Source organism: Sphingomonas canaveralia, from assembly GCF_047238125.1.
In the GTDB taxonomy this organism is placed as follows: Bacteria; Pseudomonadota; Alphaproteobacteria; order Sphingomonadales; family Sphingomonadaceae; genus JBDFMH01.
Genome location: NZ_JBDFMH010000001.1, coordinates 1,283,854 through 1,296,576 on the forward strand (window position 1 = coordinate 1,283,854; position 12,723 = coordinate 1,296,576).

Sequence of the window (12,723 nt, forward strand, 5' to 3'; positions counted from 1 at the left end):
GGCCGTCAGCCGCGCGCGGTCACCATTCGCCTCCCTCGTCGTTCACCCAGCGCATGAAGCGTTGCAGCGGATAGAAGCCGTCATGCGGCAGGCCACGTTCGACCCCGCCGGCATTGCCGATATCAACGACACGCTGGACGCCGGCGCACGCCAGCGCGTTGCGCAGCGCGGCCTTGCGGGATGGCGGATAGACGCCGACCGTCTGTGTCGCGAGGTTCACATATTGCAGCGCATCGGCGAGATCGGGGACCGCGACGACATTGACGACGCGGCCATCAGGATGGAAATCGACGGGCTCCTCGGACCGGATCACCACCCCGGCGCCGGCATAATCGCCCCACACCCGATAATAATCCTCGAGCCCGCGCAGCCCCTCGATCTCCTCGCGCATCGTGCTGATCAGCGGGCGACCCTCCGCCGTGCAGAACGCCCGCTCGACCGCCATCTTCTCGCGCAGCACGGCGCAGTAGCGATCGACCTGCTCGACGCTGCCCTCGACGAACTGGAAGCGGCTGGAAGCGCAGGCCTGCTGCTCGATCAGCGTCGCATCCGTGGCGGCGCGCTCAGCCGCGTGCGCCAACGCGTCATCGCTTTCAAACGCTTCGCGGCCAATGAAGGAGATCGACGTCTTGGGATCGAACGCAACCAGCTCGAACCCCGGGCCGATATAGTTCTTGGCCGATCTGAGCGTCGATTCCCCGCCCCAGGCGGCCAGCTTGTCGAAGAATTGCGGGCGAAACAACATGCTCTCGACGCGCTCGTCACCGCCGCGCCAATAGGCTGCCGAGAACGAGCGTGCGGTCGGGTGGTCGGGGGCCACCGCGTCGATGGCACGCAGCAGCATCGTCGCGGTGAACAGGTCGTTCGACGGCAGTTTGAGCAGGTGCACGCCCTTGGTGAGCGCGCTCCAGGCGATCGTCAGCGCCGCCGCCAGCGGCGCATTGCCGGCAACGATGTGGACGATCCGCGGTGGATAGGCGCGCACGCGGTGGCTGCGCCCGGACGGCGGCGTCGGCATCTCGCGCCAGCCATCCAGGATATCCGCGCCGCCAAGCTCGCGCTCGACCTGATATTCGAGCTGGGCGCGGTCGAACTGGGTAGGCAGCAGCGCGAAGCTGCGCTTGAGCACCGCATAGGGCAGCGGGCTGGTCTGCGCGGCGCGTTCGAGTGCCTCGGCGACCAGCCCGTCCGGATCACGCGCGATCCAGCGCCCGGTCTCCGCCAGCACATCCATGATCTCGGCCAGCGGCGTTTCGAAGGCCGGGCCCGGCTCGGCCCGGCTCCAGACGAGATCGTTGAGCTTCAGGTCAGGTGTGGCGAAGCGGGCATGCGCCGGCCCGTGCACTTGCGCCCCTCCCTCCACGAACCGACCCTTGATGACATGCCCGGCCGAAACCGGCGTGCTGAGCGTGACGTTCATGACGGCAATCCCCCGCGGACATAGGCATCGATCGTCCCGGCGCAGCCGATATGGTCGTCCTGGCCGACCTGTGCGAAGCGCGCGACCGTATCGAGGATCACCGGCCCCGCCCGCCCGCAGGCGCACTGCGGCGCTAGGTCCATCGTGGCCTTGTCTCCGGTGATGAGGCCGCCCCAGCGGCCTTCGTAGAGCAGATCGAGGAAGCCGACGCGGCCGGTTAGCTTGCCGTCCTCGGCCTCGTCCGGGCGCAGCAGCCGCTCTCCGTCCTGGTCCAGCAGCAGCAGGATCAGGCCGGGTGGAACATGATAGCAGCGCGCCTCGCAGCGCGGCATTAGCTGCGCCATCTCGGTCATGCCGTAGGTGCCGATCTGGATGACGTCACCGTAGAAGGCAGTCACCTGCTCGCGGTAATCGGCGGGGATGTTCAGGCCTTTGATGCCGCCGGCCGGGAACAGGACCGTATCGGGGTGGAAATCACCATCCGGAATGCCGCGCTCGCGCGCACGGTCGCGCACCATCAGATGCTGCGCCCACAGGCCGTAGATGTAGAGTGGCTGGTGCCGCATATCGAGCAGCTTGTCGATCAGCGCGCGGATCTCCTCCGCGCCCGCAGCACTCTTGTCGGCCTGGACCTGCTCGAATTCGGCGATCTCGTCGGGCGTGGCCGTCCCGGCGGCGATCCGCGTGCGCATGGCAGCAGTGCGGCTGACATCGGCGATCAGCAGCGGCTGCGCATCGAGCGCGTTGGTTTCCCCGGGGCTGCCCCAATTCTCCTCGTTGGTGATCCCCATTTCGACCGCGCTGTTGCGGCCGACCATCGGGCCGAACCAGAATACGGGCCGGCCGGGTGCGGTTTCGGTGAATGGCCAGGCCTGGGTATGCTTCAGATGGCGGGTCTTGCGTGCGCGATCGGCCATCGTGTGGGTCAGGAAGGAAACCTTGCCGCTGCTGCCGCTCGTGCAGAGCACGGCATGCCCCGCATCCCACAGGCGGGCGAGCCAGTCGTCCACATCCTTTACGTCTCTCACGTCGACATTCGACAGATCGCTGACCGACAGTGTCTGCAGCCATTTGAGCATCGCGTCCCAGCGGCCCTTGGCGAAGAATTGCGGCGGATAGGATTTGTAGACGGTGTGCGCGAACAGCAGGGGCACGATATCGTCGAACGAGCGGATCACATCGATCCCGGCATCATCGGCCCGCCGTGCGAGCAGCGAAATCTGGGAGCGGCGCTCGGCGAACAATTCCTGCGCGGCGGCCAGCCGCATCGGATCCAGTTCGGATGCCGGCGTGGCAAACGCCGTATCGGGATCTAGCGACATCTCGACCAGCCGTTTGCGCAGCGGCGACAGGTCGGGCGCCTCGGCTGCGACCTCTTCCTGTTTCCGATACCGGGCCTGCGTGGCCATCCTTTTCTCCTCTCAGCGAAGTGGATATCTGTTATGCATCCATCTTCGTAGTGCGCGCCAAGTGTCATAGGCTGGAACGCGAGAGCCCCGGCGCATGGCCGGGGCTCGATCAAACTACGCGTGGAGCGCCTGGAATGGCGGTGGCGGCAGATGATCGGCCGCGCCATTGGCGGCTGCAGTGCGATACATCCACTCGCAATCGACGAATACGCCCTCAGGGATGCCGTTGCTGTCCACGCCGCTAAGACCCGCATAAAAAATTACGAAGAAGGTCGCACCTTCCGGGCCAATCACGGGCTTGTGGTGGATGCCACCGGCCTCAACGATGTAATCGCCTTCATACATAGTGCCATATTCATAAGAGAAATGGCCATCGAGCACGAAAGCATGGGCTTCACCGAAATGATGATGATCGGGAGTTTCCAGTCCACCGCGCATCCGGATCAGCGCGGTGAACATGCCGTGGGCGCGGTTGATATACAGCAGTTTGAACTCGCTGCCCTCCATTGCCCATTGGGTCCAAGGAATCTGCTCGCAGCGCACCAGCGAGGAGCCGTCCGGAAACAACTTCGATTCATAACGCCCGGCGACGGCAAAACCGTCCGGATCCGCGTTGCGTTGCACGCTGCCATGATCGACGGTGTGAGCAATAGTGGCCATCTCAACTACTCTCCTGATCATTCTCGAAGCTGGTCAAAGCCAACTTTCGCTAGTTGCATATCAGGTATGCTTACATCGTAGAAGCCTGAATCTCGCGCGCTGCATAGAAAGGTCCGTCGGCGTACTGGCGAACGATGAGTTCGACCTCTTGGCCACAGCGCCAGTCCGCCTCACCCTGCAGCGGACAGGCGATCCGGATGCCGCCATCAAGATCGACGATACCGACGGGATAGGGCAGGTCCGCCTCGAAGATCGCCGGGCCGGCGTGAATGCGCGTCCAGGAATAGAGCGTGCCCCGCGTCGCGATCTGCTCCCAAATCGACGTCTCTGTCCAGCAATACGGGCAGATCGGCTTGGGTGGGAAGCTGGCACGCTCACATGCGCTGCATCGTGTGACTAGGAAGCGGCCTGAAGCAAGCGATGTCCAGAACGGCTGGGTAAAGGCGGTGACCCGCGGCGGATAGCGACGCGGATGATTGACGGGCACAACCGGCATCGGCGCGATCATCGGACCGCCTCCAGCACATGCACCATCGCGGCATTATAATTGCCCAGCTCGTTCATCATCAGGCCGAGCCGGGCATCGCGCACCTGCCTGTCACCGCACCGCCCGCGCAGTTGATCGGCAAGCTCGACCACATTGTAGAGCGGAGTCGCATAGGAGGGGTGCCCCCTCGACGTCAGGCCGCCCGATGTCGCAATCGGTATTCTCCCCCCCAAGCTCGTTTCGCCAGCCCTGGCAGCCGCCGCCCCCTGCCCGCGCGCAACGAGCCCGGCAGCCTCACTCGCCAGCACCTCGACGATCGTGCACGGCGCGTAGAGTTCGGCAAGATCGAGGTCGTTGGCAGCAATGCCGGCATCGCGATAGGCCGCCGAGGCGGCGGTCGCGGCCGCATTGAACGCGATCATGTCGGTCGGTGTATCGCTGATCTGGTGGATACCCTCGTGATAGAAGGCGCGCCCGCGGATCACGACGTAGGGAACGCCGATTGCGCGCGCATTATCTTCCGTAGTGATCACCACGCAGGCCGCGCCATCGCCACGCGGCGGCACTTCATACAGGCCTAGCGGCTCGACAATTGGGCGCTGCGCCAGCACCTCTTCCAGCGTAATCGGCTTGCGGAACTGTGCCAGCGGATTGAGCGCGGCATGGCCCCGATTCTTGACGGCGACAGAGGCGATTTCCGCCCGCGTCGCGCCATGTTCGTAAATGTATCGCTGCATATCGAGCGCGTACCAGCTGATCGGCGTGAAGCCGGCGGGCGAATGAAAGTCGACATCACCGGTCTTGCGCATGCTTTCCATCATATGGTCGCGGGCGCTGACCGCCGTCTCCATGTTGATGCCCATTGCCAGCGCAACCTTCGCGCGACCGAGCAGCACCTCGTCCACGGCCTTGTCGAACGCAAGGGCGGCAGTCAGCCCATTGCCCAGCACCTCCATCACGATGCCCGTGCAAGGCAGCCGTAGATAGGCGGTAAGGAATGTGCTGAAATACTGCTGACGAGTGTAAGGCCGCGGCTGCGCGACGACGACCGCGCCGACATCGCCGCGATCGACCTGCGCATCGGCAATCGCCTGCACCACCAACCGAGCCAGCAGCTCGTGCTCAACGACCTGAATCGGATCGTCGGGCGCTGTCTGGTAACGGCACACCGGCACTGCGCTGGTGCCTACGATCACGGCGCGTGCTGCCACTTCGAAGGCCCTCCCCTGCACAACCTATTTCCACATAGGCTGCTTGCTCCAAGACAAAGTTCATAATATGGAATATCAGATATGCAATGACGCGCAGCGCAAAGCTGCGGTCGATCTGGTGGAGGATGAAGGTGCAATCAGATATGACCATCGCCACGGCGACGCTCTCGGCACGGTTCGCGACGCGCCCGCTGACGCCCAATTTAGGCGTCGAGGTGTCGGGCTTCACCTTCTCCGTTGATCCCCATGCCGACGATATCGCCGAGATCCGCGCGCTCGCCGACCAGCATCTGGTGGTACTCTTCCGCGATCAGACGCTGGCCGAAGATGCGCAGGTTGCGGTCAGTCAGGCGCTAGGCACTGTGATCCCGCCGGTCGAGGAAGCCTTCACCTCGACCTCAAATCCGCTGATCCTTAGGCTCGGCAATGTCGATATGGAGGGCAACAAGCTGGCGCCGGATGATCCCGGCACGATGTTTACTTACGCGCCCGAACGTTGGCACAGTGATGGATCGTACAAGCCGATCCCGAACTATCTAACGATGCTGCACGCACTGGAGATCCCGCCCGAAGGCGGCGAGACCTGGTTCTCGTCAATGGCGGCGGCTTACAAGGCGCTACCCGAGGAAACACGGCGCAAGATCGACGGTCGCGAGATGGAGCATCCTTACCCCAATAGCGGCAAAGCAGTGAAAGGATGGACCGGCCGCGCGATCGAAGTCGTGCGCCATCCGCTCGTTCGCCAGATTCCGGGTGGTGACAAGGCGCTGTTCCTGTCGCCATTCGGCGGTCGGATCATCGGCATGGATCCGGAAGAGAGCGATGCGCTGGTCAAGGAGCTGTTCGATTTCGCCACGAGTGGCGCCTTCTCCTATCATCATCAGTGGCGGCTCGGCGACACCCTGATGTGGAACAACCGCGGCCTCGTCCATACCGCGCGACCTTGGGATCGCGTGCACCATCGCCGCCTGCTCCAGCGCACCGAGCTCTCAGATGCGGGCGGCTACCGTCAGTAATCATACCTGAAGACCAGCGTTGCCGCGGCCGCCCCTGCGGCTCCATCAGCGCTGCCAAAGTCCTATTGCTGAATAGCTGATATTAAATGTGCCGGATGGGCACGGTCGAGGGGGTTAGATCATGTCACGTGCCTTGTTAACGCTTGCCGCCAGCATTGGTGCAATCGCGCTCTCGCAAACAGCTCAGGCCCAAGATCCAGCGGCACCGCTAGCGGGTGCCACGCCCTCGCTCGATCCCTCGCTCGATGATCAATCGGGCGAGATTGTTGTCACTGCGCAGCGCCGGTCGGAGAGCCTTCAGCGCACGCCCGTCGCGGTGTCAGTCGTCACGGCAGAAACGCTGACCGAACGCGCGATCACCACGGAGGCTGATCTCCAGACGGTGTCGCCGGGTCTGACGGTGCGTGCCTCGCAGAGCTCGAACCAGCTCAACTATGCGATCCGCGGCCAGTCGCTCGATGCGTTCAGCGCCACCCGGCCGGGCGTGCTACCCTACGTCAACGAGGTGCAGGTCGGCGGGGCCGGCGGCGCGTCCGCGATCTATGATTTGCAGTCGGTGCAGGTGCTTAAGGGCCCGCAGGGCACGCTGTTCGGCCGTAACGCCACCGGTGGTGCAGTGCTGTTCACCACCGCCAAGCCAACCAATGAACTCAGCGGCTATGCGCTCGGCCGGCTCGGGAATTACGACCTTCGTTATGTCGAAGGCGCGATCAACGTGCCGCTCGTAGATGATATGGTGCTAGCCCGTGCGAGCGGCTTCTACCAAAAGCGCGACGGCTATCAGCGCGATCTGTTCAAGGGCACACGCGCCGGCAATGTCGATCGCTACGGCCTGCGCGGCAGCCTCACGCTGAAGCCCGCCGAGGGAATCCAGAATGATCTGGTAGTCGACTACCTCCATTCCGACGGATCAAGTCTCGTCGGCGGCCTCTACAGTCTGAATCCGAACGGCCTGGTGCCGATTATCGCGCTGACGAACTTCGGTAACGCGGCACAGTTTGACGGGATAATCAGCGCGTTCGTGGCCGGTGCCGGCGGGCCGCCCAACGCCGGCGCCGGTGCCGCCGCCGCCTATGCCGCGGCCAACCCCACGCTCGATCCGGGTGGCGTCGCGTCCTTTCTCAACACGCAGCGCGCCCGCGGCCCCTATCGCGTCGAATCCGATGGGCCGAACAGCTATCGGGGCCGCAACCTGGTCATCTCGAACATCACCGCGATCGATATCGGCGCCGATAGCCAGATCCGCAACATCTTTGGGTTCACCAATCTCAAGAACGGCCTCTTCGGCGACATCGACGGTGTGCCCTACGGTATCGACGATAATGGCCTGACCGGCAATGTGACCAACACCCGCCAGCTTTCTGACGAGCTCCAGATCGTCGGCAAGACGGGTGCCCTGTCGTACGTCACCGGCGTCTATTTCTCGACCGAGCGGAACTACAACCTTACCACCAGTCGCCTGCTGCAGTTTCCGATCATCGCTTCGACACAGATCAACAACAGCCGGTTGCGCAACAAGACCTATGCTGGCTACGCCCAAGGTACGTACGACCTGACGGAGGCGACCGGGATTGAAGGGCTCGGCATCACCGCCGGCGCGCGCTACACAAAGGAGAAGATCTCGATCCGCATCCTGCCGCGCGATATCTCGTTCAGCGATCCGGCGGCGGTGCAGGCCACCTATGATCCCACCCAATCCAAATCCTACGGCAATCTCAGCTGGACGCTGGGCCTGCAGGATCAGGTCAACACCAACCTGCTGCTCTACGCTGTCACCCGGCGCAGCTATCGCAACGGCGGTTTCAACAATGTCGTGCGGCCGGTGCCGGGGCTCGGCATCAATGGCGGCAACGGTTACGGCATCGAGACGGTTACCGATGCCGAGCTCGGCGTGAAATATGGCGCGGGCCCGACCCGGTTCAGCCTCGCGCTCTACCAGAACTGGATCGAGGATGCGCAGCGCGTGGCTTACACACTGGTCGGCGGATCGCCGGCGGCGGTGACGGTCAATGTGCCCCGCGCCAAGGTTCGTGGCTTCGAAGTCGATGGCCAGGTCGCGCCGACAGACTGGCTGCGGATCGGTGCGGCAGTCAACTACACCGATGCCAAGTTCACCCGGAATCTGGTCTCGGTCTCGGGTGGCACGCCGGTCCGCTTCGGCACCTATCCCGACACTCCCGAATGGTCCGGCAACGTCTACGCAGACGCCAGCGTGCCGATCAGCGGATCGCTGGAAGCCAGCTTCCGCGCCGATGCTTTCGCGCAAACCAGCACCTTCTTCAGTTCGACCGGCAATCTCAATCCGGGCACCAAGCTGCCGAGCTACGAGATCGTGAACTTCCGGGTCGGCATCGCCGATACTGAAGCTGGCTGGTCCATCTCGGGTCTTGTTCGCAACGCGTTCAAGAAGGTCTATTATGTCGGCGGCGTCGCGCTCGGTGAGCTATTCCAGACCAATACCGCTGTGCCAGGCGAGCCGCGCGTCTTCCTGGTGGAGGCGCGTTTCAACTTCTGATTGACAGGTCCGGCCGCGATCGCGCGGCCGGCACCCTCTTGACGGAACAGGACGGGAGCGCACAAGCGTCGGAAAACGGGAGCATGGCGGATGTCCGAGGCGTTCGGTCGAACGATCATCGATTCACGGCGACTTCTCTATTTCTACCATGTCGCCAAGAATGGCAGCCTCAGCCGTGCGGAAGCCGCGCTGAACGCTCCGCAGCCGGTTATCTCGCGTCACATCAACAAGCTCGAGGAAGAGCTTGGCGTCCAGCTACTCGATCGCAACGGCCGGGGCGTCACGCTAACCCGCTTCGGCGAGATCCTCTATTCGCGCGCCGAAACAATCCTGGGCGACATGGCCGCGGCAGTCGGCGAGCTCGATCTGGCGCGGCGCCAGCCCGCAGGCCAGGTGCGGATCGCGGCACCGGCCACCTTCATGACGCTCTACATGCCCGAAATCGTTCGTCGTTTCATGGACGAGCTGCCCGATGTGGAACTGGTCGCCGCGCAGGCTCTGACCGGCGAGATCTACGAGAAGCTCGTCACCGACAAGGTCGATATCGGCATTGTGCTGCAAGTGCCAAACAAGGCCAAGTTCGAGGTGCACGAGCTACTGGTCGAGCCGATGGTGTGCATCGTCGCGCGCAGCCATCCGCTGGCGGCAGAAACCTTCATCACGCGTGAACAGCTGGTCGAGCAGCGAATGGTGGTGCCGTCATCCGCGCATGGCCTGCGAGAATTAATCGACGTCTACATGGGTGAAGGCGGTTACAGCATCAATCCGCACCTGCAGATCGACAGCGTGCCCCTGATCCGCGAAGTCGTGGCGCAAGGGCAGCTGGCAACGCTGCTGCCGCATTCCACAAGCTGGCTGGAATTCGATCCCAAACTGTTTGCCGCAATCAAGCTAGATCCACCGCTCAGGCGCTCGCTCTATGCCGCCCATTTGAAGGACAGCCGGCGCGGGCAGTTCGTCGACGCCATGATGCGCCACATCATCGCTGTGTTCCGCGAGCATGTCGCGGGGCTCGACAGCGCCGCTGCCTGACACCTCAGCCGGCATCGTTCATACAATCCTCCTGATAGTCATAATCCTCGGCGGAAGGGATTAGGTGAAGCATGCCGCGCTCGCCCCCGGCTTTCGCCCAAGCGCGCGTCAGCAGCGGCGCGAAGCGGCTGCGATAATTGGCATCGCGCCAGGTCGCCCACAACTGGCCTTCGTAATCGACCAGTGACAAAAGCGATGCACCCGCGTGGTCAAGCCCATCCGCCGATGCCAACGCAAGCGCCCGGTCGATCCGGGGATCGGCAAGGCCGGCAACGCCATGGCGGATGCGGGGCAGCGTCATGCCCGAGCCCGCGCCTTTGCGATCCGTGCGCGGCGGGCCGGTATGAAATCCGGATCGCCCAGCGCTGCGTGAAGGGCCGCGGTCACGTCGTGATGATGCTGCAGCCCGGTCCGCGCCAGCAGTGCATTGGGGCCTTCGGGGTAGCCGAGGCCTAGCCGGAGCGTGGTATCCATATCGTCGGCGGATGCTAGCCCGTCATCAAGCCGGCGAAGCACCGCGTTGAAATAGGGCCGGATAAGGCGATCCACGATCCGGCCCGGCATGTCGGCGCAGCGCGCCACGATCAGTCCGGCGCTCTCGAACGCGGCCTGCGCGGCGGTGATCGCCTGTGGATCGGTCCATGGCATGGATACCAGCTCGACCAGCTTGCCCGGCGGGGCATCACCGAGCCGGAAGCGCGCAAAGCCGACGATCCGTGCCGCCTGCGGATCGGGATCGAGCCCGACATGCTCGGCCAGGCATTCCGTGCCGAGTTCGATGGCGACGAAACCGGCTTTACCGCGATCTTCGATCGTCGCGAGGCTGGCACCCGCTCCGCTGCCGATTACGATCAAGCCGTTCCCTTCCAGCGCGGGCACGCCATCTGGGAAGGAGCAGCTATCGCCAGCGTCGTGGATCGCAATGGCCATCGTCAGGCTCCGAACATCTTGCTGTCGCCATAGGCATGGAAGCCGCGGCCCGCCTTCTTGCCGAGCCTGCCGGCCGCGATCATCCTTCGCACGAGCGGCGGGCAGGCCGCGCGCGGTTCGTGCGTCAACCCGTGCATTGCCTCGCACAGCAATTTCTGGGTATCCATGCCGACGAGATCGAGCAGCTCGAACGGTCCCATCGGATAGCCCATCGCCGCCTTCATCGCCTTGTCGATCTCGGCGGGCTCGGCCACGCCCTGCTCGACCAACCGGATCGCGTCATTATGATAGGGGATCAGGAAATAGTTGAGGATGAAGCCCGGCGTGTCTTGTGTGCGCACCGGCGTCTGTCCGAGTGCTTCGCAAAACGCCCAGGCGGTTTGCCAGGTCGCCGCGCTGGTATTCAGCCCGGGCGACATCTCGACCAGTTTCATCAGCTGCGCCGGCAGGCAGAAATGCATGCCGACGAAGCGATCGTCGCGGCCCGATCCGCCGGCGATCTCGCTGATCGAGATCGTCGATGTGTTCGATGCGAAGATCGTTTCCGCCGGGCAGACCGCATCCAGTGCCGAGAACAGCGTATGCTTGGCAGCGAGATCCTCGAAGATCGCCTCGATCACAATGTCGCAATCGGCCAGCTCGGCAATCTCGGTGGTGCCGGACCAGCGCGCCATGATCTCGGGCAACCGCTCGGGCGCCACCTTGCCGCGATCGACGGATTTCTTGAGGAACGCCTCCGTCTGCGCACGCGCGCCATCGAGCGCGCACTGTCGGGTATCAAATACCTTCGTCCTGAACCCGGCCCGCGCCGCGACGATCGCGATCCCCGCCCCCATCGTGCCGCATCCGGCGACACCTACCGTCCTGATTGTCATGATGATCTCATCTCGTGATGAAGCTGCGGCCGATGAGCTGGCGGTGGACCTGGTTGGTCCCCTCCCAGATCTGGGTGATCTTGGCGTCGCGCATCAGCCGCTCGACGCGGAAATCGCTGCAGTAGCCATAGCCTCCGAACAGCTGCACAGCCTCGGTGGTCATGCGCATCGCGAGGTCGGAAGCGCGCAGCTTCAGGATCGAGGCCTCGATCCCGAAGTCGGTCGCCCCTGCATCGACCGACCGGCCGACCGTCCACAGCCAATTCTCCGTCATCACCAGCTCGGCGGCGAGATCGGCAAGCAGGAACTGGATGCCCTGGAACTCGATGATCCGCCGCGCGGACTGGCGGCGTTCGTTTATGTAAGCGGTGGCATCGTCGAACCCGGCGCGCGCGATACCCAGCGCATGCGCCGCAACACTGGGACGCGATCGGTTGAGCGAGGCGAGCAGGATCGGCAGCCCGTCCCCCGGAGCACCGATCAGGTTCGCGCGCGGCACCCGGCAGCCATCGAACTGGATCGTGGCGGTGCTCGATCCGCGCGTGCCCATCTTGTGTTCGGTCCGCACCACGGAGAGGCCGGGCGTGCCGCGTTCCAGCACTAGGACCGAGATCGCCTTGCGGGCATCGTTGATCCCTGCCCACTTGCCGAACACCAGGATCAGGTCCGCGACATCGCCATTGGTGATGAAGGTCTTGCCGCCATCGACGAAGATGCTGTCGCCGTCCTCGCGAAACCGCGTGGTCATGCCGGTCGCATCTGATCCCGCCCCCGGTTCGGTGATAGCGAGCGCGGCAAGCCCGCCCTTCGCGATCCGCGGCAGCAGCCGCAGCTTCTGCTCTTCCGATCCGAACTCGATCAGCGGCTTCATCGCATGGAAGTTGGTCGCCCAGACGATCCCGGTCGATGCGCAGGCCTTCGATATCTCGCGCACGCAGGCCAGATAGCAAAGGAACGACAGCGGCATCCCGCCGGCCGCCTCCGGCACGAACATCATGTTCAGGCCGAGCGCATTGATGTCGCGCACATTGGCCCACGGAAATTCACCGCTGCGATCGAGATCGGCGGCGCGTGGTGCGATCACCGCGCTCGCCAGCTGGCGCACGCTGTCGAGCACCATCTGCTCGTCCTCTGGCAGGCCGAGCGCGGCATCGAGGCGGTCGAGCAC

12 protein-coding genes are annotated in these 12,723 nt (G+C 63.9%); 3 read left to right on the top strand and 9 right to left on the bottom strand.

Annotated features, from left to right (window positions below; genetic code table 11):
- Positions 1-19 precede the first annotated feature (19 nt).
- The 5 genes from ABC347_RS06140 to ABC347_RS06160 all read right to left on the bottom strand — a co-directional run bounded on the left by ABC347_RS06140 (position 20) and on the right by ABC347_RS06160 (position 5,187).
- Positions 20-1,420 carry an acyl-CoA reductase gene (locus ABC347_RS06140; protein ID WP_413244850.1) on the bottom strand — a complete coding sequence of 467 codons (1,401 nt, stop codon included), beginning with the start codon at positions 1,418-1,420 and terminating at the stop codon, positions 20-22.
- Positions 1,417-2,829 carry a hypothetical protein gene (locus tag ABC347_RS06145; protein WP_413244851.1) on the bottom strand — a complete coding sequence of 471 codons (1,413 nt, stop codon included), beginning with the start codon at positions 2,827-2,829 and terminating at the stop codon, positions 1,417-1,419. The genes ABC347_RS06140 and ABC347_RS06145 overlap by 4 nt, the downstream gene beginning before the upstream one ends.
- 114 nt (positions 2,830-2,943) lie before the next feature.
- A complete protein-coding gene (locus ABC347_RS06150) occupies positions 2,944-3,489 on the bottom strand; it encodes a cupin domain-containing protein (RefSeq protein ID WP_413244852.1) in 546 nt (181 codons plus the stop codon).
- Between the two features lie 70 nt (positions 3,490-3,559).
- Positions 3,560-3,997, bottom strand: coding sequence for a Zn-ribbon domain-containing OB-fold protein (locus ABC347_RS06155; RefSeq protein WP_413244853.1), 438 nt, complete (start codon positions 3,995-3,997; stop codon positions 3,560-3,562).
- Positions 3,994-5,187: a thiolase family protein gene (locus ABC347_RS06160; RefSeq protein ID WP_413244854.1), complete on the bottom strand. Its 1,194-nt coding sequence runs from the start codon at positions 5,185-5,187 to the stop codon at positions 3,994-3,996. The genes ABC347_RS06155 and ABC347_RS06160 overlap by 4 nt, the downstream gene beginning before the upstream one ends.
- Before the next feature lie 143 nt (positions 5,188-5,330).
- On the opposite strand from ABC347_RS06160, the gene ABC347_RS06165 reads away from it, so the two are divergent.
- The 3 genes from ABC347_RS06165 (at position 5,331) to ABC347_RS06175 (ending at position 9,750) form a co-directional block, all read left to right on the top strand.
- Positions 5,331-6,203 carry a TauD/TfdA dioxygenase family protein gene (locus ABC347_RS06165; protein WP_413244855.1) on the top strand — a complete coding sequence of 291 codons (873 nt, stop codon included), beginning with the start codon at positions 5,331-5,333 and terminating at the stop codon, positions 6,201-6,203.
- Between the two features lie 121 nt (positions 6,204-6,324).
- Positions 6,325-8,718, top strand: a complete 2,394-nt coding sequence (locus ABC347_RS06170; RefSeq protein ID WP_413244856.1) for a TonB-dependent receptor — start codon at positions 6,325-6,327, stop codon at positions 8,716-8,718.
- A 90-nt stretch (positions 8,719-8,808) separates the two neighbouring features.
- A complete protein-coding gene (locus ABC347_RS06175) occupies positions 8,809-9,750 on the top strand; it encodes a LysR family transcriptional regulator (RefSeq protein ID WP_413244857.1) in 942 nt (313 codons plus the stop codon).
- Between the two features lie 4 nt (positions 9,751-9,754).
- Here ABC347_RS06175 and ABC347_RS06180 read toward each other — a convergent pair whose 3' ends face one another.
- The 4 genes from ABC347_RS06180 to ABC347_RS06195 are packed head-to-tail and all read right to left on the bottom strand — an operon-like array spanning position 9,755 to position 12,723.
- Positions 9,755-10,051: a hypothetical protein gene (locus tag ABC347_RS06180; RefSeq protein WP_413244858.1), complete on the bottom strand. Its 297-nt coding sequence runs from the start codon at positions 10,049-10,051 to the stop codon at positions 9,755-9,757.
- Positions 10,048-10,680, bottom strand: coding sequence for a 3-hydroxyacyl-CoA dehydrogenase family protein (locus ABC347_RS06185; RefSeq protein WP_413244859.1), 633 nt, complete (start codon positions 10,678-10,680; stop codon positions 10,048-10,050). Before ABC347_RS06185 ends, ABC347_RS06180 begins: the two co-directional genes overlap by 4 nt.
- 2 nt (positions 10,681-10,682) lie before the next feature.
- A complete protein-coding gene (locus tag ABC347_RS06190; RefSeq protein WP_413244860.1) occupies positions 10,683-11,555 on the bottom strand; it encodes a 3-hydroxyacyl-CoA dehydrogenase family protein in 873 nt (290 codons plus the stop codon).
- A 7-nt stretch (positions 11,556-11,562) separates the two neighbouring features.
- On the bottom strand, positions 11,563-12,723 hold the full coding sequence (locus ABC347_RS06195; protein ID WP_413247012.1) for an acyl-CoA dehydrogenase family protein: 1,161 nt from the start codon (positions 12,721-12,723) through the stop codon (positions 11,563-11,565).

Bases quoted from the DNA above. Each gene is read 5' to 3' on its own strand.
- ABC347_RS06140 (WP_413244850.1), bottom strand. From the start codon at position 1,420: ATGAACGTCACGCTCAGCACGCCGGTTTCGGCCGGGCATGTCATCAAG.
- ABC347_RS06145 (WP_413244851.1), bottom strand. From the start codon at position 2,829: ATGGCCACGCAGGCCCGGTATCGGAAACAGGAAGAGGTCGCAGCCGAG.
- ABC347_RS06150 (WP_413244852.1), bottom strand. From the start codon at position 3,489: ATGGCCACTATTGCTCACACCGTCGATCATGGCAGCGTGCAACGCAAC.
- ABC347_RS06155 (WP_413244853.1), bottom strand. From the start codon at position 3,997: ATGATCGCGCCGATGCCGGTTGTGCCCGTCAATCATCCGCGTCGCTAT.
- ABC347_RS06165 (WP_413244855.1), top strand. From the start codon at position 5,331: ATGACCATCGCCACGGCGACGCTCTCGGCACGGTTCGCGACGCGCCCG.
- ABC347_RS06170 (WP_413244856.1), top strand. From the start codon at position 6,325: ATGTCACGTGCCTTGTTAACGCTTGCCGCCAGCATTGGTGCAATCGCG.
- ABC347_RS06175 (WP_413244857.1), top strand. From the start codon at position 8,809: ATGTCCGAGGCGTTCGGTCGAACGATCATCGATTCACGGCGACTTCTC.
- ABC347_RS06180 (WP_413244858.1), bottom strand. From the start codon at position 10,051: ATGACGCTGCCCCGCATCCGCCATGGCGTTGCCGGCCTTGCCGATCCC.
- ABC347_RS06185 (WP_413244859.1), bottom strand. From the start codon at position 10,680: ATGGCCATTGCGATCCACGACGCTGGCGATAGCTGCTCCTTCCCAGAT.
- ABC347_RS06190 (WP_413244860.1), bottom strand. From the start codon at position 11,555: ATGACAATCAGGACGGTAGGTGTCGCCGGATGCGGCACGATGGGGGCG.